Genomic DNA, 20,432 nt, shown 5'->3' with positions numbered 1-20,432 from the left:
ACGACCATCGCGAGCAAGCTCGCTCCTACAGATGAGCCGTAGGGCTCTGCGGGGATGTCGGGCAGATGTGATTTATGCATTGGTGATATCAGCGCTATACGATTGGCACTGTTTATCTATCAATTTGCGAAGGGTAGTTTCCCCTCAGATCATTCGAATCGAAAGGATACCCTTCATGAAAAACACCCTGATCGGTCTCGCGGTGTGCGCCGCAGCCCCTTTTGCCGACGCTGCCGGCTCAGACAACGCAAATGACCCACGCCGGCCCGAGCAGCAGATCTCCCGCGCCGGCTCCCAGGCATCGGTCGCAGGGCCTGAGCATTGGTTCACCGGGCGGGTGCGCGTCGAGCCGTTGTTTCCCACCAGTGATGCAATCAATGCTTCCGGCGCCTACGTCAATTTTGAACCGGGTGCGCGTTCCGCCTGGCATACCCACCCAGCGGGACAACGTTTGGTCGTGACATCCGGTGTAGGGTTGATCCAGGAATGGGGCAAGCCGGTACAAGAGATCCACCCCGGCGACGTGATCGTCTGCCCGCCGGGCGTCAAGCACTGGCACGGCGCTGCGCCGTCGAGCGGTATGACGCACCTGGCCATCACCGGCACGGTGGACGGCAAAAATGCCGAACGGATGGAGAAGGTCACCGATGAGCAATACAACGCTCGCGACACACAAGCGCCTGTCGTCGCACCAGCGGTTTTGCAAACACTGTCGGCCAAACAACAAAGCATCCCGTTGATCGCAGCAGCCATGGCCACCAGCAACATGCCGGCGCTCAACACGGCGTTGAACAAAGGGTTGGATGCAGGCCTGAGCGTCAGCGAGGCGAAAGAAATTCTGGTGCAGCTCTACGCCTACAGCGGGTTCCCGCGCAGCCTCAATGCCCTCGGCGAGTTGATGACAGTGGTCGAGGCGCGCAAACAACGTGGTGTCCAGGATGAGCCGGGGCGTGAGCCCGGTCGAGTCATTCCCACGGGCAGCGAGTTGCTGGCGGCCGGTAAGGCCAACCAGTCGCGCATCGCTGGCGGGACGGTTCAAGGGCCGTTATTCGACTTCGTTCCGGTGATCAATCAATACCTGCAGACGCACCTCTTTGGCGATATCTTCGAGCGCGACAACCTCGACTGGCAAAGCCGTGAGCTGGCGACCGTCGCTGCGCTCGCCGTCACACCTGGGGTGGAATCACAACTGCGTTCGCACATGGCGGCCAGCTTGCGGGTCGGCCTGACCCCTGTGCAGTTGCGCCAGTTGATCCAGTTGCTGGCTGGGCAGGGCGATGAGGCCGCCGCCAAACGGGCTGGTGAAGCATTGAACACGGTTCAGGCGAATCAACCGTCGTAACGCAGGGTTTCACGCAAGAGGTTGAAGGCTGGAGAACTCTGGCGCCGGCTCGGATAGTAGAGGTGGTAGCCAGAGAACGGTTCGCACCAGTCCTCGAGCACGCGGATCAACCGGCCCTGCGCCACGTGTTCCTGCACCAGGTCCTCGGGCATGTAAGCCAGGCCCAGGCCCTGGAGCGCCGCCTCCAGGCGCATGGCAATGTTGTTGAACACCAATTGGCCTTCGATGCGCACGTTCAGCTCCTGCCCGTTTTTCTCGAATTCCCAGACGTAGAGTCCGCCGTGGGTGGGCATGCGCAGGGTGATGCAGTTGTGGGTCGTGAGGTCATTGGGAATGATGGGCTGCGGGTAGCGGGAGAAATAGGCGGGCGAGCCCACCACCGCCATGCGCATATCGGGACCGATGCGCATCGCGATCATGTCCTTGGCCACCTGTGGTCCCAACCGTACGCCTGCATCGAAGCCCTGGGCGACGATGTCGGTGAAACCGTAGTCGACGATGATTTCGATGTGCAGGTCGGGGTGGTCGGGCAACAGTTTCGAGAGCACCGGATGCAAGACCTTGATTGCCGAATGCTCGCCTGCGGTGATGCGCAATTTGCCGGCGGGCCGATCTCGAAATTCGCTGAGCAAGGCCAGCTCGGTGTCGATCTCTTCAAACCGGGGCGCAATTACTTTCAGCAGATGTTCGCCTGCTTCGGTGGGGGAGACGCTGCGGGTGGTGCGCGCCAACAACCTGACCCCCAGCCGTTCCTCCAACTGACGCATGGCCCGACTCAACGCCGGTTGCGACATGCCCAGCCGGGCGGCGGCGCGTGTGAAGCTGCGCTCCTGGGCCACCGCCGCAAAAATCGCCAATTGGTCATAGCTTTCGAGGGACATTCATGCGCACCTGTTATGAACCAAGGGCGATTATGCCATTTATGCGGAGTAGGAAACCTGTCTTAAAAATGCAATAAAACCGTCGCGTAGAAATATTACTGAAATGTTTCATTCCTATGATGTAGGAGTTTTCTTTCAGGGAAGTATTGTCATGCGTCGAGTGGTGTTCAATCAGAAAGGTGGGGTGGGCAAGTCCAGCATTGCCTGCAATCTTGCGGCGGTCAGTGCGACCGAAGGCTACAGGACGCTCTTGGTGGACCTCGATCCCCAGGCTAATTCCACCCATTACCTGACCGGGTTGACCGGTGATGAAATCCCCATGGGCATCGCCGACTTCTTCAAGCAAAGCCTGTCCAGCGGACCGGCCAGCAAGAAGAATCACGTGGCGATCACCGAAACGCGCTACGACAATCTGCACCTGGTCACGGCCAGCCTTGAGCTGGCCGATCTGCAAACCAAGCTCGAATCCCGCTTCAAGATCAACAAACTGCGCCGTTTGCTGGTGGCACTGTCCGAAGATTACGAACGCATTTACATCGACACGCCGCCCTCGTTGAATTTCTACACCATCAGCGCATTGATCGCCGCCAACCGCGTGCTGATTCCCTTCGATTGCGACACCTTTTCTCGCCAGGCGCTCTACAACGTCATCGCCCAGGTGGCGGAGTTGCGTGCCGACCATAACGAGTCGCTGGTGGTGGAAGGGGTGGTCGTCAACCAGTTCGAGGCGCGTGCCCGTTTGCATCAGGCCTTGATCGACGAACTGGTAGCCGAAGGCTTACCGGTGTTGCCGGATTATCTGAGCAGTACGATCAAGATGCGTGAGTCCCATGAAGCGTCGGTGCCAATGATTCACCTGGCGCCACGGCATAAATTGTCGAGGGAATTCGTTAACCTGTTTTCGGCCCTCGAGCGCGCGAGCTGACCACAAGGGGGTGGGCGTTGCATTCCTTTTGGAACTTTGACGACGGAAAAATCCAGCGTGCCGATGAATTGCGGCTGCGGATCAATCCGCACGACTGGCAGTTACTCAAGGATGCGGCCGACCAGGCCTATGACTTGACCACGCAGATGCTCGCGCGCGATCAACGCGATTGCCTGAACGTGAAATCCATGCGTTTACCTGCAGGAGAGCAGCCATGACGGACGAGAAGAGAGATGAGCCTGAAGACGATGTGCCGATTCACTCCACGGAACAGGAGCGCGAGCGTTTGAAGGATTACAATAAGGACGGCATTCCGCCTGGTTCCTGTTGATTGCGAAGGTCTTCGGCGAGGGGCGTTGGCTTTCGAACCTGTCCAAGTCAACGAGCGCGTCGTCCAGGGACGGGCCTTGCCAACGTGACAATCAGAGCGCATCATGGCGCCCAATATAGGGTAGGGGGGTATGCTATGGCGCACACCAAGGCAGGAAAAGATGACTTGCTCAAGCGCGTGCGGCGCATCGCGGGCCAGGTACAAGCCATTGAACGCGCGCTGGAAGGCGAGGCGGACTGCGGGAAGACGTTGCACCTGGTGGCGGCCACCCGTGGCGCCATAAACGGCCTGCTCGACGAAATCATCGAGGACCACGCCCGCGAACACGTGGCCAAGCCTGGCCTCAGTGATGAGGAGCGGGCGCAAGGTGTCGAAGAGCTGCTCGAAGCTATTCGCCGTTATTCCAAGTGAGGGCAGCATGAGTACCGTTGATTACACACACAGTCATGACTTCCTCGGCGCCAGCCACGACGACAACGCCAAACGCACGCTCTGGGTGGTGATCCTGACCGTGGTGATGATGGTCGGTGAAATTGCCGCGGGTTACCTGACCGGTTCCATGGCGCTGCTGGCTGATGGTTTCCATATGGCCACCCACGCCGGGGCGTTGGGCATTGCCGCCGCCGCATACGCCTTTGCGCGCAAGCATTCGGACAACGGCGCCTACAGTTTTGGCACCGGAAAGGTCGGCGACCTGGGTGGTTTCGCCTCGGCGTTGATTCTTGGCCTGATCTCGCTGGGCATTGGCGTCGAATCGGTGATGCGCCTGTTCGAGCCGACGCAGGTGCAGTTCGGCACCGCCATCTGGATCGCCGTGCTCGGCCTCGCCGTCAACATCGTCAGCGCGCTGCTGCTGGCCGGCGGCGCCGGTCATCATCACGGGCATGACCATGGCCATGCACACCACCATCATCACGATCACGCCCACGGCGAAGACAACAACTTGAGATCGGCCTACGTTCACGTGCTGGCCGATGCCGTCACATCGGTGCTGGCCATCCTGGCCTTGCTGGCCGGCAAGTTCCTCGGCTGGGTGTGGCTCGACCCGGCCATGGGCATCGTCGGTGCGGTGGTCATTGCCCGTTGGGCCTGGCTGCTGATGAAGGACACCGCCTCAGTGTTGCTGGACAGGACCGATGAGCACGTGGCCGACGAGATCCGCGAACTGCTCGCGCAGTCGCAAGCCTTGCGCATCGTCGACCTGCATGTCTGGCGCGTGGGCCCCCAGGCGCGGGCGGCGATCGTCAGTGTGCAGGGTCCGGCACAATCCTCGGCCGACGATGTGCGCAAGGCGTTGCAGCCTGTCCACGAAGTCACGCACCTGACCGTTGAGTACCGCACGGCCTGAGCCGTCCCGTCACGCTGGTAAAGAACACTGATATGGCGTCATTGAAACGAAAATACAGCGCCATCGAACGCGAGCTGGCGCGTGCGTTGACCATCACCTGCGAGGCGGCAAAAAGCGAGATCGTCGGGTTTGAATGGCTGACCCATCGGGTGGATTACACGCGTTTTCCAGAGAGCCTGATCGTCACCTGGGTATTCGATAGCGATGTCCACCACGACCAGGCCATCTCCGGGCAGGCTAAAGCAAGGATGCAGGCACACACCCTGGCCGCGTTTGAAGAGATCGGCATCAGCGTGAAAGACATTGCACGCCATGTCGAATTCGACTCGCAGGAGCGTTGCGAAGCCCAGCACGGTGGTGATTGGGCGGCGCGCATCGACTCACGCCAACGCAAGGGGAGTCGGCATGGCCAAGGACATTGAAAACCCTTGCGTCTTGCTGTGCCAGTTGAACAGCGAGCTGTGCGTGAGCTGTGGCCGCACCCGCGAAGAGATTCGAAAATGGCGTGGCATGAAGCGTCCGGAAAAAATGGCGGCGGTGCAAAAGGCCACGGCGCGCCTGAAAGCGATAAACAAAAAGAAGAGCAAGGCCTAGGCTTAGGGAATTCCCACCCTTTTGCTTGCCTTCGACCACGTAGATCCGATGTTTTTCCCTGCTCACGAAATCCACGATCATGAGCAATGCTATCGCGTTGCCTGATAATCGCTGACGATCGCATCCAGGAAACCAAACAGCTTCTGATTCATCTGCGTGTAATCATTCGCTCGCAGGACCTCAGGCTGCTGGACAAAGCGCCGGTCAATCATTGCGTCCAGATCGCCTCCGGACGCTCCAATCAGCAACTCGATGACTTCACGCGTGAATTCCATATGGCACTGGAATCCGTACACCAGCCGGCCATATTGGATGATCTGCCGGGGGCAACCCTCACTGAATGCGAGCACTTGCGCATCCGCGGTCAGGCCCGGCATGTCGTTATGCCAATGGCCCACCTCAAGCGTTGGCCCAAAGTGCGCGACGTGGGCATTTGCCCTGCCGGCGTCGGTCAAGGTGATCGGATAGTTGCCGATTTCCGCTTCCGGACTGTGGTCACATTTCGCGCCCAACGCTTCACCCATCAGTTGAGCGCCCAGGCACACGCCGACCACCGCCTTGTGGGCCGACACGGCTTTGGCGATCAATGCGCATTCGGCCGCTGCGTCGAAGTGCGGGCATTCTTCCCGCGTGGTCGAGGGGCTTTGCGGACCACCGAGGACGACCAGAAGATCGATGTCGTCCAGCCTCTGCGGTAGTGCCTCGCCCAGATAAACGCGGGAGTAGCGGGTCTTATAGCCACGATTTTTGACCCAGGTTTCATACGCGCCAGGTGATTCAAAGGCTTCGTGGACCACAAAATGTACGTTCATTGTTTTTCCTCCAGTGATCAAAGGCAGGCTTTCAGGTCGCGAGCGAAGGCCCTGGCCTGATGGGGCCTGAGGTGCGAGACGGTCACGCGCAGGGCTTGCGAGTGTCCATCGACATCGAAGGCGGTGCCCACGCGAACCAACCAGCCTTTCTTGGCCAGTTCATAGGCCACGTCCTTCGCGTCCCTGGGCAGTGGAATCCAGACGTTGAACCCGCCGTCAGGTTTGGTGATGTCGATTCCGGCCTGGGCAAGTTCCGCACACAGTTCATCGCGCAGTCGCGCGTAGCCGGCCCGGGCTTCATCCATTCGGGCGAGCGATTCCCCGGATTTCAGGCCCGTGATCACGGCCGCCTGAAGAATGTGGCTGACCCAACTCATGCCCGATGTGAGTCGGGTGCGCAGGCGCGCGGCAGTCAGTCCATCGCAACCGACAAATGCCACACGCAGGTCCGGGCCGAGCCCTTTGGATACCGAGCGCACAAGCGCCCAACGTGCAGTGCCGGGCGGGATGACTGAGTAATAGGGCGTTTCATTGAGCAGGCCGAAATGATCGTCGACGATCACGGCCACCTCGGGAAACTTGCCCAGGACCTTCTTCAGTTGCTGCGCGCGCTGGCTGGACAGGCTGCAGCCTGACGGATTGTGGGCGCGAGGGGTGATCAGTGCCGCCCGTGCGCCTTTGGCCAGGGCTGCGTCAAGCGAAGCCGGGGTCATGCCGTATTGATCGATCTCAACCCCGAGGGTGCGCATGCCGCCAAGGCGCAGCGCATTGATCGTGCCGAGAAAGCCGGGATCCTCGATGGCCACGCCGTCGCCCGTAACCAGCAGCGCGGCAGCCAGACGCTCGATGGCATCGACCGCGCCATGGGTCAATTCAAGGCTCAAATGGGCCGGGCAATCAGGCGCCAGCCATTGCTCGCCCATCTCTCGTAACTCCGGGAGGAGGGTGTCGTCACCGTACAAGTACGGGCGGGTAAGCGGCTCGGCGAGAAGCGAGGCGACCGAGGGCAGCCACGCAGGGTTCGGGTTGCCATCGGCCAGGTCGACCAGGGCTGTGCCGCTGCTCAAGCCTTCCTGCTCGCCGGCTTGGGGGGGCTGGCAAATGCTCGTGCCATGGCGGCCCTGAGCCAAGGCGATGCCGGCGGTCACCAGGCGCTGGTACGCCGCGGCGACCGTATTGCGATTTACATTGATCTCTTCTGCCAGTTCTCGCACCGGTGGCAACGACGCACCGGGTGCGAGCTGCCCGTTCTGCACCAGGGCGCGGATGCAGTCAGCGATCTCCTGGGCGGATTTGCCTTTGATTTTAGTCATTGTCCTATGCCAATATTTATTTAGACACAGACAAAGTGTATCGGAGTTCAAAGCGCTTGGGTATGTGCGAGCGGCTGACGCTCCCTGTGAATGAGGAGAGGCTGACATGAACGAACGCAGTGCTGATTCACCCACTCAGACCCGCCATGACCAACATGGCTTGTGGCCTGTCGCCGAGACCGTCGACGACTTTCGGCGCAACCTGGCAACGGTCAATGCCCGTATCGAGGCCGCCTGCGCCCGGGTCGGGCGTGACGAGAGCAGCGTCCGCCTCTTGCCGGTGAGCAAGACGGTGGACGAAGCGCGCATCCGTCTCGCCCACCAAGCGGGTTGCCTGATGCTTGGCGAGAACAAGGTCCAGGAAGCCAGCCGGAAGTGGGAGGCGATGCGCGACCTGCCGGCGCTGCGCTGGTCGGTGATTGGCCACCTGCAAACCAACAAGGCCAAGGTGGTCGCCCAGTTTGCCAGTGAGTTCCAGGCGCTCGACAGTCTTCGCCTGGCGGTTGTGCTGGATCGTCACTTGCAGGAAGCGGGCAGGTCGCTCGATGTGTTTGTCCAGGTCAATACCTCGGGCGAAGACAGCAAGTACGGACTGCGTCCTGAGGATGTCGCGGGATTTCTTCGAGAGATGCTGGCGTTTCCTTCGCTGCGCGTGCGAGGGCTGATGACCCTGGCCGTGTTGTCAGCGGAGCCTGCGCGCGTGCGCACCTGTTTCGCACTGCTGCGCAACCTGCGCGACCAACTGCGTCAGGATCTTCCCCCCGAGATCGAGCTTGATGAGCTGTCGATGGGGATGTCCGGCGACTACGAGATTGCCATTGAGGAAGGCGCCACGGTGGTGCGGGTAGGGCAAGCGATCTTCGGTGCACGCAATACGCCTGACTCCCATTACTGGCCTACGGCTTCAACAGCAGATTGAGCTCGATTCACTTATTGAAGGAACGCACCCGATGCACACTCACAGGCTGATTATTCGCCGGCACGACAAGTTACTTGGCCATTTTGATTCCAGTACACCCGATGCTCGGGACGCGATTCGCGAGATCGCCTCGCGTTTTCCCGAATCCGAAGGCTTTGAGGTGCAACTGTTCGTTGCACAGCAGGAGAGGCGCTTGCTGGAGAGCGGCCCCGAAGGCATTCGTCTGATCAGCATTGAGCCCGTTTTCACAAGCGCGGCGCTCGAAGGCTGAGCCACATCGGGCAACTTTTTAAACTTTGCAGCCATCTTCGAGCAACTGCTGACGTTGCGCCATAGTGTCGACCAGTTGCGGGCGATGGAAGAGGCCAGGGTCCGGTCGCTGCGGGGTCACCAGACTATGGTGCCGGGGGAGGCAGTTCACTTGTCTTTCCTGAAATTGCAGGAGGGGATCGCCGGGCTCGAGGAAGTGCTGGCGACCCTTGCCGAAGCTACCGGTGACGTACCCAAACTTTAACCTCTCCAGGCTGAAGGGATGCACTCACGCGCTGTTCGCTCTGGCGCTATCGGTGGACAGCCCACGGACGTCTTAGCGCAGCCTGCGCGATGTCCGGCCGACTCTTCGATCCAGGGCCAGCAGCACACCACCGATCAAGAGCGCTGCGCCGGCGACCATCAAAGGCGACTTGGGCGCCGGAGAGCGCCATCCGCCTTCCACGCTACGCTGCTGATCAGAGGGACCGAACAGGTTGCCTGAAGTCGTGTCGCACTGCGGGCTACGATTCAAAGCGGTGCGCGTCAACCAACCGGAGAGTTGTGGGAAGCGCGGTAGCAGAAAGTGGGCGATGCGAGCCAGGGTTGCTGCGCTTCCCACGGTCGTGCTGTTTCTAGGCGCAATGGCGCACGTGACCATGGCTCTGGCAACCCGATGGGGATCATAGACGGGCGGTGGCGGTTTGAGCGCATGACCGGTGAAGTTGCCACCGTCGCGAAAACCTGGCGTATCCATCACCGCAGGGTAGATGTCGCAGACTTTGATGTCGGGGAATGAATGCAGCTCGCCGCGCAGCGCTTCGCTCAATCCACGCAATCCGTATTTGCTGGCCGAGTAGGCCGCAGCATAGGGTTGCGCGACCCAACTGCCGAGCGATAGGGTATTGATCAATATGCCGCGCCGCTGCGCCTTGAAGTATGGCCAGGCGACATAAGCGCCGCGCAGGTAGCCCAACAAGTCGGTTTGGAGCACCTGTTCATGTGCTTCCAGGGGCGTTGTCTCGAAGTTGCCAACCGCGCCAACCCCTGCATTGTTGATCCAGATGTCGATCCGGCCATTGCCGAAGGAGGCGGCTTGCTCGGCCAGGTTGCGCATGTGGTCGTTGTTGGTGACATCGGTGGGCACCGCCACGGCCGAAGCGCCTCGTTCGGCGCATTCCTGAACAACTTCATCAAGCGTATTTTCATCGCGCGCGGCCAACACCAGGCGAGCACCCTCGGCGGCGAAGGCGTGAGCCGCAGCGCGGCCGATGCCGCTGGAGGCGCCGGTGATAACGACCACTTTGTCATTCAATCTGCCCGCTGTCAGACCCACCCCGGATTCGGGGCGGGCTGGAAAGGTGATGGGATCCGAGGGAGCTGTAAATGGCTGCTCGTGCAGTGGCAGTCGCGCACCGTCGGCCAGGATCAAGGTGAGGCCCTCGATGGTGCCAACGAGCCGGTTTGGGAACACGGGCTCACCGGCGGGATCGAGCTCATCCAGGTAAAACTGGCGGCCCTCCATCCAACCGACGGCGGTCATCAACTCCGGACCCAAATAATATTTGCCGTCCAGGAAAAACCCGGAGAAAGGTCGTGCGCGCTCGAGTTGTTCTACGACGTAGCGCTCTCCGACCTTCATGCCTGTTGATGGATCGATCATGGTGACGCCCTCCGATTCGCTAGTGTTGCGATAGAGGCTCACGCATTACGCAACGTTCAATCGAAGTGACTCAATGGTGCTCCCGGTGCCGCTTCCCGGATGGAGGTTCACACCCTGGCTGCTTGAACATCTTGAGTCTGGAGGGGGCAATACCGCGGGTAATCGGTAAAGCCTTGTTCTCCACCGCCATACATCCCGGCGGTATTCAGCGCATTCAACGGCCAGCCATTAGCGATACGCTGGGGCAGGTCGGGGTTGGCGATAAAGGGCCGGCCAAACGCAATCAGGTCGGCCAGGCCGGCGTTGATCAGGCGGGTCGCGCGCTCTGCGGTGTAAAGCCCGGCGTAGATAATCCGCCCTGAGAACGTGCTTCTAACGTCACGACGAAAGTCTTCGGGCAGGTCAGGGGCATTAGCCCAGTCCGCTTCGGCAATGGAAAGGTAAGCAATGCCTTCCTGTTCGAGCACCTTGATGGCTTCGATGTAGGTGTGGTGCGGGTCATCTTCCACGAAACCAATGTAGACGCGGTCCTCTTGAGTGCTGGTGAACAGTGGGGTGAAGCGTACGCCCACACGGTCGGGTCCGACGACGGCGCTGACGGCTTGTACCACTTCACGTAAAAAACGCAGGCGGTTTTGCAGCGAGCCGCCGTATTCATCGGTGCGCTGGTTGGCGTGGGCGGAGACGAACTGGTTGACCAGATAACCGTTGGCGGAGTGAATCTCGACGCCATCGAACCCGGCACTCAAGGCATTGCGCGCCGCCTGGGCGTAGAGTTCGATCAGTTCCTTGATTTCGGCGACACTCAGCTCGCGCGGCATAGAGGGCTCGACCAGCGTGCCGGTGCCCGGTCCGGTTTCGATAAAGGCTTTGACCTTCTGCGCCTGGATGGCGGACGGTGCGACAGGGGGCGCGTTGTCCGGTTGCAGGGCGCTATGGGACACGCGCCCGACATGCCACAGTTGTGCAAAAATAACCCCGCCTTCGGCGTGTACGGCGTCGGTCACGGTACGCCAACCCTCGATCTGCGCCTGGCTGTAGATGCCCGGTGTCCAGGCATAGCCCTGGCCACGGGGTTCGATCTGTGTGCCTTCGCTGACGATCAAGCCGGCGGTGGCCCGTTGCTGGTAGTAGCGGGCCATCACTTGCGTGGGTACGTCACCGGGCTGCCCGCTGCGTTGGCGGGTCAGGGGCGGCATGACGATCCGGTTTTTCAGCGTCAGCGGGCCCAGCGAAGTGGGTTCAAACAATGAGCGATGCTGCATCGGATATTTCCTTTCGGTTTGAGCGTGGCGGGCTTGGGCATCAGCCACCGCCACGGCCTGGGTCATTGCGGCGCGGGGACGTCGAAACGCCTCCTGAAGGATGAGATTAGCGGTTGTTCAACAGGTCGATCAGGACCTTCGCCGTTTCGCTCGAAGACCCCGGGTTCTGGCCGGTGATCAACAGACCGTCGCGAACCACGTAGGAAGCCCAATCTGCGCCTTTGGAATACAGGCCGCCGTTAGCCTTGAGCATGTCTTCAACCAGGAAGGGCACCACGTCGGTCAGACCGACCGCGTCCTCTTCGGAATTGGTGAACCCGGCCACGTTCTTGCCTTGAACCAGTGGAGTGCCGTCGGGATTTTTCACATGACGCAGGACGCCCGGCGCATGGCAGACCAGGGCCACAGGTTTGCCGTCGGCCTGGAAGGATTCGATCAGTTGGATGGAAATCGGATCTTCCGCCAGATCCCACAGCGGGCCGTGGCCACCCGGGTAGAAAACCGCATCAAAATCGGCCGGCGAGACGCTGTCCAGGCGTACGGTGCTGGCGAGCAATGCGATGGCCGCCGCATCGGCTTCGAAGCGGCGAGTCAGGTCAGTCTGGAAGTCTGGCTCGTTACTCTTCGGGTCGAGCGGTGGCTGGCCACCGTTTGGCGACGCCAGGACGATGTCAGCGTCGGCTTCCAGGAAGGCGTAGTAGGGCGCCGCCAGCTCTTCGAGCCAGAAGCCGGTTTTACGGCCAGTGTTGCCGAGGGTGTCGTGCGAAGTCAGAACCATGAGAACTTTCATTTTGATGTTCCTGTTTTGGATTGAGTGTACGTGGATCTAATTAGACCGGTCGTCTAGTCGATGGGGTTACCTTAAATGCGATTAGACCAGTCGTCTAGTGAAATTCGATTATTTTTTTGCGAACGCCTTCCAGAGCGAGAAAAAAGGGGGAACAGAGAGCAAGAAAGCAGGCGCGAGCGTTGGAGGGCTCGCTCGTTGCGCCAGTACCGTCAAATGTGGAGGACCGTTACCGATCCTTATAGGTCAGGACAGATCGAGCAGCTTGCGAGTTGTCGCCAGCGCCGTTTCGAAGGGCTGGACACTCTTGCTGATCTTGACCATTACGCTGGCACCGACCCACAGCTGATACAGGCTTTGGGCGACCGCATGAGGTGGGTCATCCGACTTCAGGGAACCTTCAGCGATCCCGATTTCAATCGCGCTCGCAATTCGGTCAATGATCCCGGAGGTGCCTCGCTTGAGCACCGCTCGCATCGTTTCCGAGAGATCGGCCACCTCGACACCCAGCTTCACCGCCAGGCACTTGCCCTGGCAGTCCTCGAAAGATTGGGTTTGTTGCCAGACGTCCCAGTACTTCATCAGGCGCTGGGCCATGGTCAGGCCCGGCAGCGCCAGGACGTCATCGAGTTCGGCGAGATAGACCGAGAAGTAGCTTTCCAGCAAGGCTTCGCCAAAAGCGTCCTTGGAGCCGAAGTAATGATAAAACGACCCTTTGGGCACACCCGCAGTGGCCAGGATTTCATTGAGGCCCACGCCGGAATACCCCTTGGCGGCCATGATTCGCTGGCCGACATCTAGGATTTCCTGGCGCACATCAGAGGTTTCGCGAGTCTTTGGACTGTTCATGGTCGGCATGTTATTCCGTACTAGACGATCAGTCTACTCGTGGTGGATTGCCGGCTCATCAGCGCTCGCCAAAGCCCCGCGTATCAACGACGCGAATGTGTCTATCGTCTCATCTCCCTGATGGCGACCCCGAACCATTGCACCCGCAAGGGCTTCCCCAGCGCCAACGAGTCCCGTGCAGCGTCGCTGCAACTCCGCTGCGGATAAAGGCGTGTGGGGCTCAAGGACCGCGACGAACATTTGTACGCAGTTATCCAGCAGTTCCTGAAAAACCAACGCTTTCTCGGTGCTGCCTGCCAACGCCGCGCCCACGGCGTGAAATTCATCGGTGTTGTCTGCCGCGCATTGGATATAGGCGCTGGACAGCACCTGGGCGGTCTCTTTCAGGCTGCGAGGGTGGCTGGACATGGCGTTGCGAAAGGCGCTGACCCGCTCGGTATCGATCCATTTATAAAGCTCGATCAGCAGTCCAGATCGAGTGCCGAAATGGTCGTAGACCACCGGTTTGGAAACACCTGCGCGGACTGCGAGATGCCCCAGGGTCAATCGGTCTGCATCTTCTTCACGCACGATCACTAATGCGGTGGCGAGTAACTGGCGACGGCGGTCGGCGTGCGAAAGCCTTCGCGACGCTGGAGCAGGGGTGGAGCGATTGACGTCTTCTTGCACGGTATTAACCCCAGGGAAAATAAAACCTACCAACGGTAGGTTACGAGTTTCGGCGACTCGTGTTAGCGTTCCTACCAATAGTAGGTTGTTACCCAAAACACAAGGAGAACACTATGTCCATGCATCCAATTTTGTTGATGGGCGGCTCTGGCGCCATTGGCCATCATACTGCCCAGGCGTTGCGCGCCGCTTATCCGGACGTGCCGCTGCTGATCGGCGGCCGAGACCTCGCCAAGACTCAGCACGCTGCCGAGCAGATGGGAGGGGCGCAGGGAGTGGTGATTGATCCCTCGGCCGAAGGCCTTGGCCTGGGGGATCGCCCCGTCAGTGGCGTCGTGGTTTTCTACATGGATCACACGCTGGCAGGGCTGCATTTTGCCCAGAAACGCGGCGTACCGCACCTGAGCATCTCATCGGGCGTTTTTGAAATCGCGCCGCAAATTGCCACTTACATGCACACCCCAGACGCCGCTCCCATCGTCCTCGGTTATGAGTGGATGGTCGGCGCGACGACCGTGTCGACACTGAGTATCGCCCAGGCATTCGGCAAGGTGCATGACATCCGCATCCACGCGCTGGTGGATGAGCAGGACACCGGGGGGCCGACCGTCGCAGCCGATTTCGAACACCTGAACAAAATGTTGCCCGCCGCGTTGACGTGTCGTGAAGGTGCGTACATTTGGCGTGAAGCGCAGGACGCCAAGGTCGGCTTCTGCGCCGTCGATGGCACGCCAATGGAAGCCACGGGCTTCTCGTCCATCGATGTCGTTGGCCTGGCCGCCGCGACGGGGGCACCCAATGTCCAGTTCAACCTGGCCAGTGGCGTGAGTTCAACCCGACGCCAGGGCGGATCAATGTCCACCGAGATCATCATTGAGCTTGCCGGTGTGAATCGCCAGGGTCACTCTCTGCGCACCCGACACGCCTTGATTCATCCGGCGGGCGCTGCACCGCTGACAGGCCTCTGCGTGGCGATGAACCTGGAGCGATTGCTTGGGTTGGACGGTCAGGCACCGACGCCTCCAGGCTTGTACTTCCCCTATCAGTTGCTCGATGCGGCTGAATTCCTAAAACGCCTGGAAGATGAAGGAGGGGAGCTGCGTGAACTGCCGGAGCAGTGAAACTGCTCCGTCGCCTCAGCGCAGCAAAACGAGGCGCACTGAGATAAGGGGGCAGGCCTTGAACAGGCGCGATGGATCATTGCGACCATCGTCCTGTTGGGGTTAGGTTCTCACCGTCGATCACAGCCTTGTTTTCCAATTCCTTGGGTAACACCTTGCGCTGATTTTCTGCGCTTCCCTCAATTTCTGTTGTTTCTTTTCGCCCCATACCACGGCATTCAAATGTTCTGTGCGCCAGGACGGCGCCCGGACTCTCATTTGGTGAAGGATTGCCTGCGCGAAATGGCCGAAAATGGGCGAAAAAGTCCTTCTGTTTACTCTTCAAGTCTCGGTTGTCAGTAGTTGGCACGAAAATAGGTTAATAGTGATTAATCGATTGTTGAACAATCGTGGTCACCCTATTTCCAACTACCGAGAGTTCCCAACATGCAAAACGGTCAGCAGGGAAAGGCCGAGCAGGTGGCGATTCAACTGCGCGAAGACATTATCGGTGGTCGCCTGCTGCCGGGCATGGCGCTGGTTGAAAGCGAGCTGGTCAATGCCTACTGCGCTTCGCGCAATACGGTGCGTGAAGCGTTGCATCACCTGGGTCGGGAAGGGCTGGCCAGTTATGCGCGTAACAAGGGTGTGATCGTTCGCCGTCTGGGACCGGATGATGTTCGCGACATATTCAAGGTGCGTCGCACCCTGGAGTTGCAGGCGATTGCCCAGAGCAAGCCGCTTCGCGAATACCAGTCGGATTTGATGCTCGATGCCATCGAAGCCGCCCAAGTGGCTCAGGATCGCGAGAATTGGCAGGCTTTCGGCACACACAGCCTGAGGTTTCACCAACACATTGTCGGCTTGATGCGCATCCCGTTGTTCAACGAGTTCTTCACCCAAGTGATGGCGCAGATGCGCCTTGTGTTTTCCCTCGCCCCCAATGAAGAGCGCTTCCAGAAGCCCTGGCTTGAGCGCGACCGCTACATCCATGACTTGCTGGTCGAAGGCGACAAAAAGGGCGCAGAAGAAGCGCTCGGCAGTTACCTCAATGATTCCGAACGACTGCTCCTGGACATCTTGGGCAGCCATCCAAAACACTAACGAGGACACATCATGTACAAGGATTATCCAGCGGCTTATCAGGTCAGCAAGGGTGCCGCATTGCAGGTCGACAAAGGCTTTTACGACCGCATTCGCGAAGCGAAGGATGGCCGTACCCTGGTTGAGCAATTCGAAGTGCCGATCCGTACCGGTCGTGCCTGGAAAGTCCCCGCCGGTCATGTGTTTCGTGTGACCACACCCGTTGGCCCCCAGGTGGGCGACTTTAACGTCTGGAACGCCAACGATCCCCGTGAACGCATGTGGGCGGCGCGCACGCGGCAACTGCAAGGCGCGCACGTCACCACTTATGACCGCCTGTGGTCGAACCTGCCGTTCCTGCGTCCGATGGTCACCATCACCGACGATAGCCTGGCCCATTACGGCATCGACGAACATGGCGGTCGCCTGCACGACTTGTTGGGCACCCGCTGCGACCCGTATGTGAACAAGATGCTGACCGGCGAGGATTTTCACCACCACTGCCACTCCAACCTGACGCGCGCGGTACTGCCGCACGGCCTGACCGAGTTTGACGTGCACGACGTGCTGAACATTTTCCAGTGCACGGGCCTCAATCATGACGACATGTACTTCATGAAAGCCTGCCCGGCCCAACAAGGTGATTACCTGGAGTTCTTTGCCGAGATCGATCTGCTGTGCGCGCTCTCGACGTGCCCGGGTGGTGACTTGTCGCTGCCGATGTGGGGCCCGGATGCGCAAGACCCGCTGACGGTCTGCCGGCCGTTGGGCGTGGAAATCTACCGGTTGGATGAAGACCTTCTAGGCGATTGGCAACAACCGGCGCGCGCCAGCTACAACGGCAATCACGGGTTGCTGATCCCAAAGGCCGCCTGGGAAAAGTAAGGGCAAGGTAGCCTTGGCCTGAGGTGATCGCTCACCTCAGGCTTGCCCCTCGGCAGGCTACGCCGAAACCTTCTCGTCCTCAGTCGCCTGCACCGCCTGCGCAAGATCCTCGGTCATGCGCAGCTCCACGCCTGTCGCCGAATACTGTGCCGCCGCAGCGAATGGCGCAGAGGCTACCGGCACCGGGTGCTCACGACGACGCCAGACGAAGAACGCCACCATCGCCAGATTGATCACCGCAAACGCCCAGAACAGACCTGAAGGTCCGGCCCAGGTCATGACCGGCGAGATGGTCATGGGGCTGACGGCGGAACCGAGTGAGTTGATCAGCAACAGGCCCTGGATCATCCGCACCAGCGCGCCATCCGGCGCGCTGTCGGCGGCGTGACTGACCGCCACCGGATAGACCGCGAACACCCCGCCACCGAGCAGGAACATGACCAGCAGCATCGGCCAACCAGACGGTGGCAACAGCACCGCCGCGACCGACAGCGCAGCACAGGCGGCGGCCAGAATGATCAGCACGCTTTGGCGGTCCTTGCGGTCCGACCAGCGCCCGACCGGGTATTGCAGGACCATGGCGCCGAAGATCACCGCGGCCATCATATGCCCGACCTCGGTGACATTCAGTCCGACCTTCTGCAGGTACAGCGGCAGCAGGGTATACACCGCCGCAATGGCCACCCCGGAGCCAAAACAGCCCATGACGCCGGTCGGCGTGATTTTCAGCAACTTGGCCGGATGCAACGGCTCTGCGCGCTCCACCAGCGGCGTAACTTTGGGAAGCATCACGATCGGCACCAATGACAGCGATGCCAGCATGGCGGCAATGGTGAACGGCACCGCGTCGCCCGCGCCCATCACCGTGCCCAGGCTCAACTGCCCCAGCAGGCCTGCGCTGTAGAGCGCGATCATGTACAGCGCCAGCAGGCGCCCACGAATTTTCGGTTCGGCCACCAACAGCAGCCAGCTCTCCACCACCAGGTAAACACCGACAATGGCCCAGCCGTTGATCAGGCGCAGCGCCGACCAGATCCATGGATCGCTGCACAGGCCTTGCAGGGAAATGGTCACCGCGATCAATGCAGCGAAGCAGCTATAGGCCCGAATGTGACCGATGCGGGAAATCAGCCGCTCGTTGAAGATCGACCCCAACGTCAGTCCGATGAAGTACGCCGACGACACCACGCCCACCATCGTCGCAGAGAAACCCATGGCATCCAGGCGCAGCGTCGTCAGCGACGACATCAACGCGCTGCTGATGCTCATGATGAATAAACCCAATAGCGGAGCCAGCGCCATGGACAGCAATTGCACAGACATAACGACCTCAGTGGACAAACAGACAGGTAGCGTTGCTGGCGGTGGCTTTATTGGAATTGTGCAGCGGGCAACTCAGGGCGCGCATCTTAGCGGGCGGCAAGGCGCTGTTGAAGAGCGTGGCCGGAAGATTTCCGCCGAATGTTCACGCGAGCCGATATTTGGCATCTTGTCGAGTTTGCTGGCACTGAACCTTGGCAACGTTGAGGGTGCCTTCAAACGCCTCAAGCGCCGCGTGAACCTTTTGCAGCCCGAGGATCTGCGTCATCAACTCGCGCTTTTTGTCGGTGATCGCCTTGTGTACCGAGTCCCAGGGCAGCGCCTCGCCTTGGTGATCCTTGAGGATCAGCTGCATTTCCTTGAGCTTGAAACCCAGTTGCTGGGCGCATTTGATGAAGGTCAGCAGCTCCACGCTTTGCTGGCTGTAAATCCGATACCTGCCCTCGCGCCGGGGCGGCGCCAGCAAGCCGATGGCTTCGTAGTGACGGATGGCTTTAACGGTCGTACCTGACAACTGGGCGGCTTTGCCGATGTACATGAAACGTCCTTTTTTCACACGAGAGGGGCGCACAAGCGCAACGCCGCATCTTTACACAGCCATGCCCGTTTGCAAGGTCATGCGGCAAGCCCGTGCATCAACGGCGGGCCATATCCCGAGCCTGCTTGAGCCAGGTTTCGCGCTGTTGAGGGGTGGAATCGAGGATCGGCCCGAACGTCAGGGTTTTCAGCGGCTTTATGCCACAGAACGCCAGGGTGGTCTTGCGCATCTGGTGCAGGCCGGGCATGCGGTAGACCCACTTGTAGTACCACGATGGCGTGTCCATGGTGACCAGCAGGTGAGCGGTCCTGCCGTGGAGCAGCTTGGCGGGAAAGGCCTTGCCTTCGCGGTACTTGAAGGCAAAACCGGGCAGGAACGTCCGATCGAGAAAGCCTTTCATCAGGGCCGGTATGCCACCCCACCAGATCGGAAAAACCAACGTCAGGTGCTCGGCCCAGGTGATATCGGCCTGCGCCCTGAGCAGATCGGGTTCCAGAGGCTGGATCTGTTGGTAGCCGTCGTGCAGGATCGGGTCGAAGCTCAAGTCACCCAGGCGGAGCACCCGCACATCGTGCCCGGCACGCCTGGCTGTTTCGACATAACACTCGGCCAGTGCACCGCAGAAACTGTTCGTTGAAGGGTGACCCAGAATCACCAGTACCCGTTTGCTCATGATCACTTCATCCTGAAAATTGGGTATTGAGCATAGGGTGTGCCCTTAGGGGGAGAGTCAACGGATGGCACCCGCAGCGGTTATTGCTGGTGGAGATCGGCAGGTTGCGCGCTGAAAGCGCAGCAGACGACACTCGCTTGGGTGTCCAATCACTGGGTGGTCGCCTTTTGATTCGGCTGGATTCGCTCTAGAATCAGCCCCGCAGTCAACGTGACTGCGCTCGTGAATCAGCAAGGAAGTCGATATGCAATTTGGAAAAGCCATGGCGTTTGCCCTGGCATTGAGTCTTGGTGGATGCGCAAGCTTCACCAAGGATGAAGTGGCGCGGGTGGATCTGCCCTCGATGGCCAGCTACGCGAACAAGCCCAACGTCTATGTGGATTTCGATTTCTATCAGGGCGACCCTGGCAATGCTCAGGCCAACGAGGTTCCGCAGGCACGGGAGATGCTCAAGCCCGACCTCAAGCGTGCATTCAATGAGTCCGGTCTGTTTGGTCGTGTCAGCTTTGACGAGTTTGAAAAGCAGCCAGGTGACTACAGTCTTCGATTGAAGGTGTACAACCACGCGCCAGGGGGTGGGCAGATGGCGCTGGCGTTTATCAGTGGTCTGACCCTCACGATCATCCCTGCACTGGCGACCGACCAATACACCATGAGTCTGGAAACCCTGGACGACCGTGGTCAGTCATTGGGCAAAACCAGTAACCACGACGCGGTGAATACCTGGATGGGCATCTGGTTCCTGCCGCTTGCGGGCAATACGCCCAAAGCGGCTGTCACCGATACCTTCAGTCGTCAGGTCAATGCGCTGCTGAAGAATTGGGTCGACAGCAACCGCCTGAAGTATTCCGCTGTTGATGCCCGCATTCCTCGCGGCTGACCTCGA

25 protein-coding genes are annotated in these 20,432 nt (G+C 59.9%); 13 read left to right on the top strand and 12 right to left on the bottom strand.

Annotation, left to right across the window (positions count from 1 at the left end; all coding sequences use genetic code 11):
- Window positions 1-175 precede the first annotated feature (175 nt).
- A complete protein-coding gene (locus tag AB4O36_RS13880; protein ID WP_460142041.1) occupies window positions 176-1,342 on the top strand; it encodes a (R)-mandelonitrile lyase in 1,167 nt (388 codons plus the stop codon).
- On the opposite strand, the gene AB4O36_RS13875 is transcribed toward AB4O36_RS13880, so the two are convergent.
- Window positions 1,330-2,223, bottom strand: a complete 894-nt coding sequence (locus AB4O36_RS13875; RefSeq protein WP_460142040.1) for a LysR family transcriptional regulator — start codon at window positions 2,221-2,223, stop codon at window positions 1,330-1,332. The genes AB4O36_RS13880 and AB4O36_RS13875 overlap by 13 nt on opposite strands.
- Before the next feature lie 151 nt (window positions 2,224-2,374).
- Here AB4O36_RS13875 and AB4O36_RS13870 point away from each other — a divergent pair, with 151 nt between their 5' ends.
- From AB4O36_RS13870 to AB4O36_RS13845, 6 genes are all read left to right on the top strand, one after another.
- Window positions 2,375-3,148, top strand: coding sequence for a ParA family protein (locus tag AB4O36_RS13870; RefSeq protein WP_460126094.1), 774 nt, complete (start codon window positions 2,375-2,377; stop codon window positions 3,146-3,148).
- Window positions 3,149-3,165: 17 nt separating this feature from the next.
- Window positions 3,166-3,366, top strand: a complete 201-nt coding sequence (locus tag AB4O36_RS13865; protein WP_460142039.1) for a hypothetical protein — start codon at window positions 3,166-3,168, stop codon at window positions 3,364-3,366.
- Between the two features lie 248 nt (window positions 3,367-3,614).
- Window positions 3,615-3,890, top strand: a complete 276-nt coding sequence (locus AB4O36_RS13860) for a metal/formaldehyde-sensitive transcriptional repressor (RefSeq protein WP_460126092.1) — start codon at window positions 3,615-3,617, stop codon at window positions 3,888-3,890.
- A gap of 7 nt (window positions 3,891-3,897) precedes the next feature.
- On the top strand, window positions 3,898-4,827 hold the full coding sequence (gene dmeF / locus AB4O36_RS13855) for a CDF family Co(II)/Ni(II) efflux transporter DmeF (protein WP_460126090.1): 930 nt from the start codon (window positions 3,898-3,900) through the stop codon (window positions 4,825-4,827).
- A 32-nt stretch (window positions 4,828-4,859) separates the two neighbouring features.
- The gene (locus AB4O36_RS13850; RefSeq protein ID WP_460142038.1) at window positions 4,860-5,249 is read left to right on the top strand and encodes a hypothetical protein; all 390 of its coding nucleotides are present in this window, start codon (window positions 4,860-4,862) and stop codon (window positions 5,247-5,249) included.
- Window positions 5,233-5,421: a DUF1289 domain-containing protein gene (locus AB4O36_RS13845; protein WP_460142037.1), complete on the top strand. Its 189-nt coding sequence runs from the start codon at window positions 5,233-5,235 to the stop codon at window positions 5,419-5,421. Before AB4O36_RS13850 ends, AB4O36_RS13845 begins: the two co-directional genes overlap by 17 nt.
- 89 nt (window positions 5,422-5,510) lie before the next feature.
- Here AB4O36_RS13845 and AB4O36_RS13840 read toward each other — a convergent pair whose 3' ends face one another.
- A complete protein-coding gene (locus AB4O36_RS13840) occupies window positions 5,511-6,233 on the bottom strand; it encodes a type 1 glutamine amidotransferase (protein WP_460142036.1) in 723 nt (240 codons plus the stop codon).
- Window positions 6,234-6,250: 17 nt separating this feature from the next.
- Entirely contained in the window at window positions 6,251-7,546 is a 1,296-nt protein-coding gene (locus AB4O36_RS13835) for an aminotransferase class I/II-fold pyridoxal phosphate-dependent enzyme (RefSeq protein ID WP_460142035.1), read from the bottom strand.
- Between the two features lie 106 nt (window positions 7,547-7,652).
- Between AB4O36_RS13835 and AB4O36_RS13830 the strand changes: the two genes are divergently transcribed.
- Both AB4O36_RS13830 and AB4O36_RS13825 read left to right on the top strand, forming a co-directional pair.
- The gene (locus tag AB4O36_RS13830; RefSeq protein WP_460142034.1) at window positions 7,653-8,465 is read left to right on the top strand and encodes a YggS family pyridoxal phosphate-dependent enzyme; all 813 of its coding nucleotides are present in this window, start codon (window positions 7,653-7,655) and stop codon (window positions 8,463-8,465) included.
- Between the two features lie 31 nt (window positions 8,466-8,496).
- Window positions 8,497-8,736 carry a cytoplasmic protein gene (locus AB4O36_RS13825; RefSeq protein WP_460142033.1) on the top strand — a complete coding sequence of 80 codons (240 nt, stop codon included), beginning with the start codon at window positions 8,497-8,499 and terminating at the stop codon, window positions 8,734-8,736.
- Between the two features lie 18 nt (window positions 8,737-8,754).
- Here AB4O36_RS13825 and AB4O36_RS13820 read toward each other — a convergent pair whose 3' ends face one another.
- The 6 genes from AB4O36_RS13820 to AB4O36_RS13795 all read right to left on the bottom strand — a co-directional run bounded on the left by AB4O36_RS13820 (window position 8,755) and on the right by AB4O36_RS13795 (window position 13,947).
- Window positions 8,755-8,886, bottom strand: coding sequence for a hypothetical protein (locus tag AB4O36_RS13820; protein WP_460142032.1), 132 nt, complete (start codon window positions 8,884-8,886; stop codon window positions 8,755-8,757).
- Window positions 8,887-9,051: 165 nt separating this feature from the next.
- Entirely contained in the window at window positions 9,052-10,377 is a 1,326-nt protein-coding gene (locus AB4O36_RS13815; RefSeq protein ID WP_460142031.1) for an SDR family oxidoreductase, read from the bottom strand.
- Between the two features lie 107 nt (window positions 10,378-10,484).
- Complete coding sequence (locus AB4O36_RS13810) at window positions 10,485-11,642, bottom strand: alkene reductase (protein WP_460142030.1); 1,158 nt, start codon at window positions 11,640-11,642, stop codon at window positions 10,485-10,487.
- A 106-nt stretch (window positions 11,643-11,748) separates the two neighbouring features.
- Window positions 11,749-12,432, bottom strand: coding sequence for a type 1 glutamine amidotransferase domain-containing protein (locus tag AB4O36_RS13805; RefSeq protein WP_460126072.1), 684 nt, complete (start codon window positions 12,430-12,432; stop codon window positions 11,749-11,751).
- Between the two features lie 243 nt (window positions 12,433-12,675).
- Window positions 12,676-13,278, bottom strand: a complete 603-nt coding sequence (locus tag AB4O36_RS13800; protein WP_460126070.1) for a TetR/AcrR family transcriptional regulator — start codon at window positions 13,276-13,278, stop codon at window positions 12,676-12,678.
- Window positions 13,279-13,311: 33 nt separating this feature from the next.
- On the bottom strand, window positions 13,312-13,947 hold the full coding sequence (locus AB4O36_RS13795) for a TetR/AcrR family transcriptional regulator (protein ID WP_460126068.1): 636 nt from the start codon (window positions 13,945-13,947) through the stop codon (window positions 13,312-13,314).
- A 113-nt stretch (window positions 13,948-14,060) separates the two neighbouring features.
- Between AB4O36_RS13795 and AB4O36_RS13790 the strand changes: the two genes are divergently transcribed.
- From AB4O36_RS13790 to AB4O36_RS13780, 3 genes are all read left to right on the top strand, one after another.
- On the top strand, window positions 14,061-15,068 hold the full coding sequence (locus tag AB4O36_RS13790) for an NAD(P)-dependent oxidoreductase (RefSeq protein ID WP_460142029.1): 1,008 nt from the start codon (window positions 14,061-14,063) through the stop codon (window positions 15,066-15,068).
- 426 nt (window positions 15,069-15,494) lie between these two features.
- The gene (locus AB4O36_RS13785) at window positions 15,495-16,151 is read left to right on the top strand and encodes a GntR family transcriptional regulator (RefSeq protein WP_460142028.1); all 657 of its coding nucleotides are present in this window, start codon (window positions 15,495-15,497) and stop codon (window positions 16,149-16,151) included.
- Between the two features lie 12 nt (window positions 16,152-16,163).
- Window positions 16,164-17,015, top strand: a complete 852-nt coding sequence (locus AB4O36_RS13780; protein WP_460126062.1) for an urea carboxylase-associated family protein — start codon at window positions 16,164-16,166, stop codon at window positions 17,013-17,015.
- 57 nt (window positions 17,016-17,072) lie between these two features.
- Here AB4O36_RS13780 and AB4O36_RS13775 read toward each other — a convergent pair whose 3' ends face one another.
- From AB4O36_RS13775 to AB4O36_RS13765, 3 genes are all read right to left on the bottom strand, one after another.
- The gene (locus tag AB4O36_RS13775) at window positions 17,073-18,338 is read right to left on the bottom strand and encodes an MFS transporter (protein ID WP_460126060.1); all 1,266 of its coding nucleotides are present in this window, start codon (window positions 18,336-18,338) and stop codon (window positions 17,073-17,075) included.
- A gap of 142 nt (window positions 18,339-18,480) precedes the next feature.
- Window positions 18,481-18,873 (bottom strand): MerR family transcriptional regulator, encoded by a 393-nt coding sequence (locus tag AB4O36_RS13770; protein WP_460126058.1) that lies wholly within the window; start codon window positions 18,871-18,873, stop codon window positions 18,481-18,483.
- Window positions 18,874-18,970: 97 nt separating this feature from the next.
- Window positions 18,971-19,546, bottom strand: a complete 576-nt coding sequence (locus AB4O36_RS13765; RefSeq protein WP_460126056.1) for an NAD(P)H-dependent oxidoreductase — start codon at window positions 19,544-19,546, stop codon at window positions 18,971-18,973.
- 244 nt (window positions 19,547-19,790) lie between these two features.
- Between AB4O36_RS13765 and AB4O36_RS13760 the strand changes: the two genes are divergently transcribed.
- A complete protein-coding gene (locus AB4O36_RS13760) occupies window positions 19,791-20,426 on the top strand; it encodes a hypothetical protein (RefSeq protein ID WP_460126054.1) in 636 nt (211 codons plus the stop codon).
- Window positions 20,427-20,432 lie beyond the last annotated feature (6 nt).

The sequence above is a fragment of the Pseudomonas sp. S2_E01 genome (genome assembly GCF_054668365.1).
Note: the sequence above shows the minus strand (reverse complement) of the source record. Positions and strands in the feature narration are given on the sequence as shown.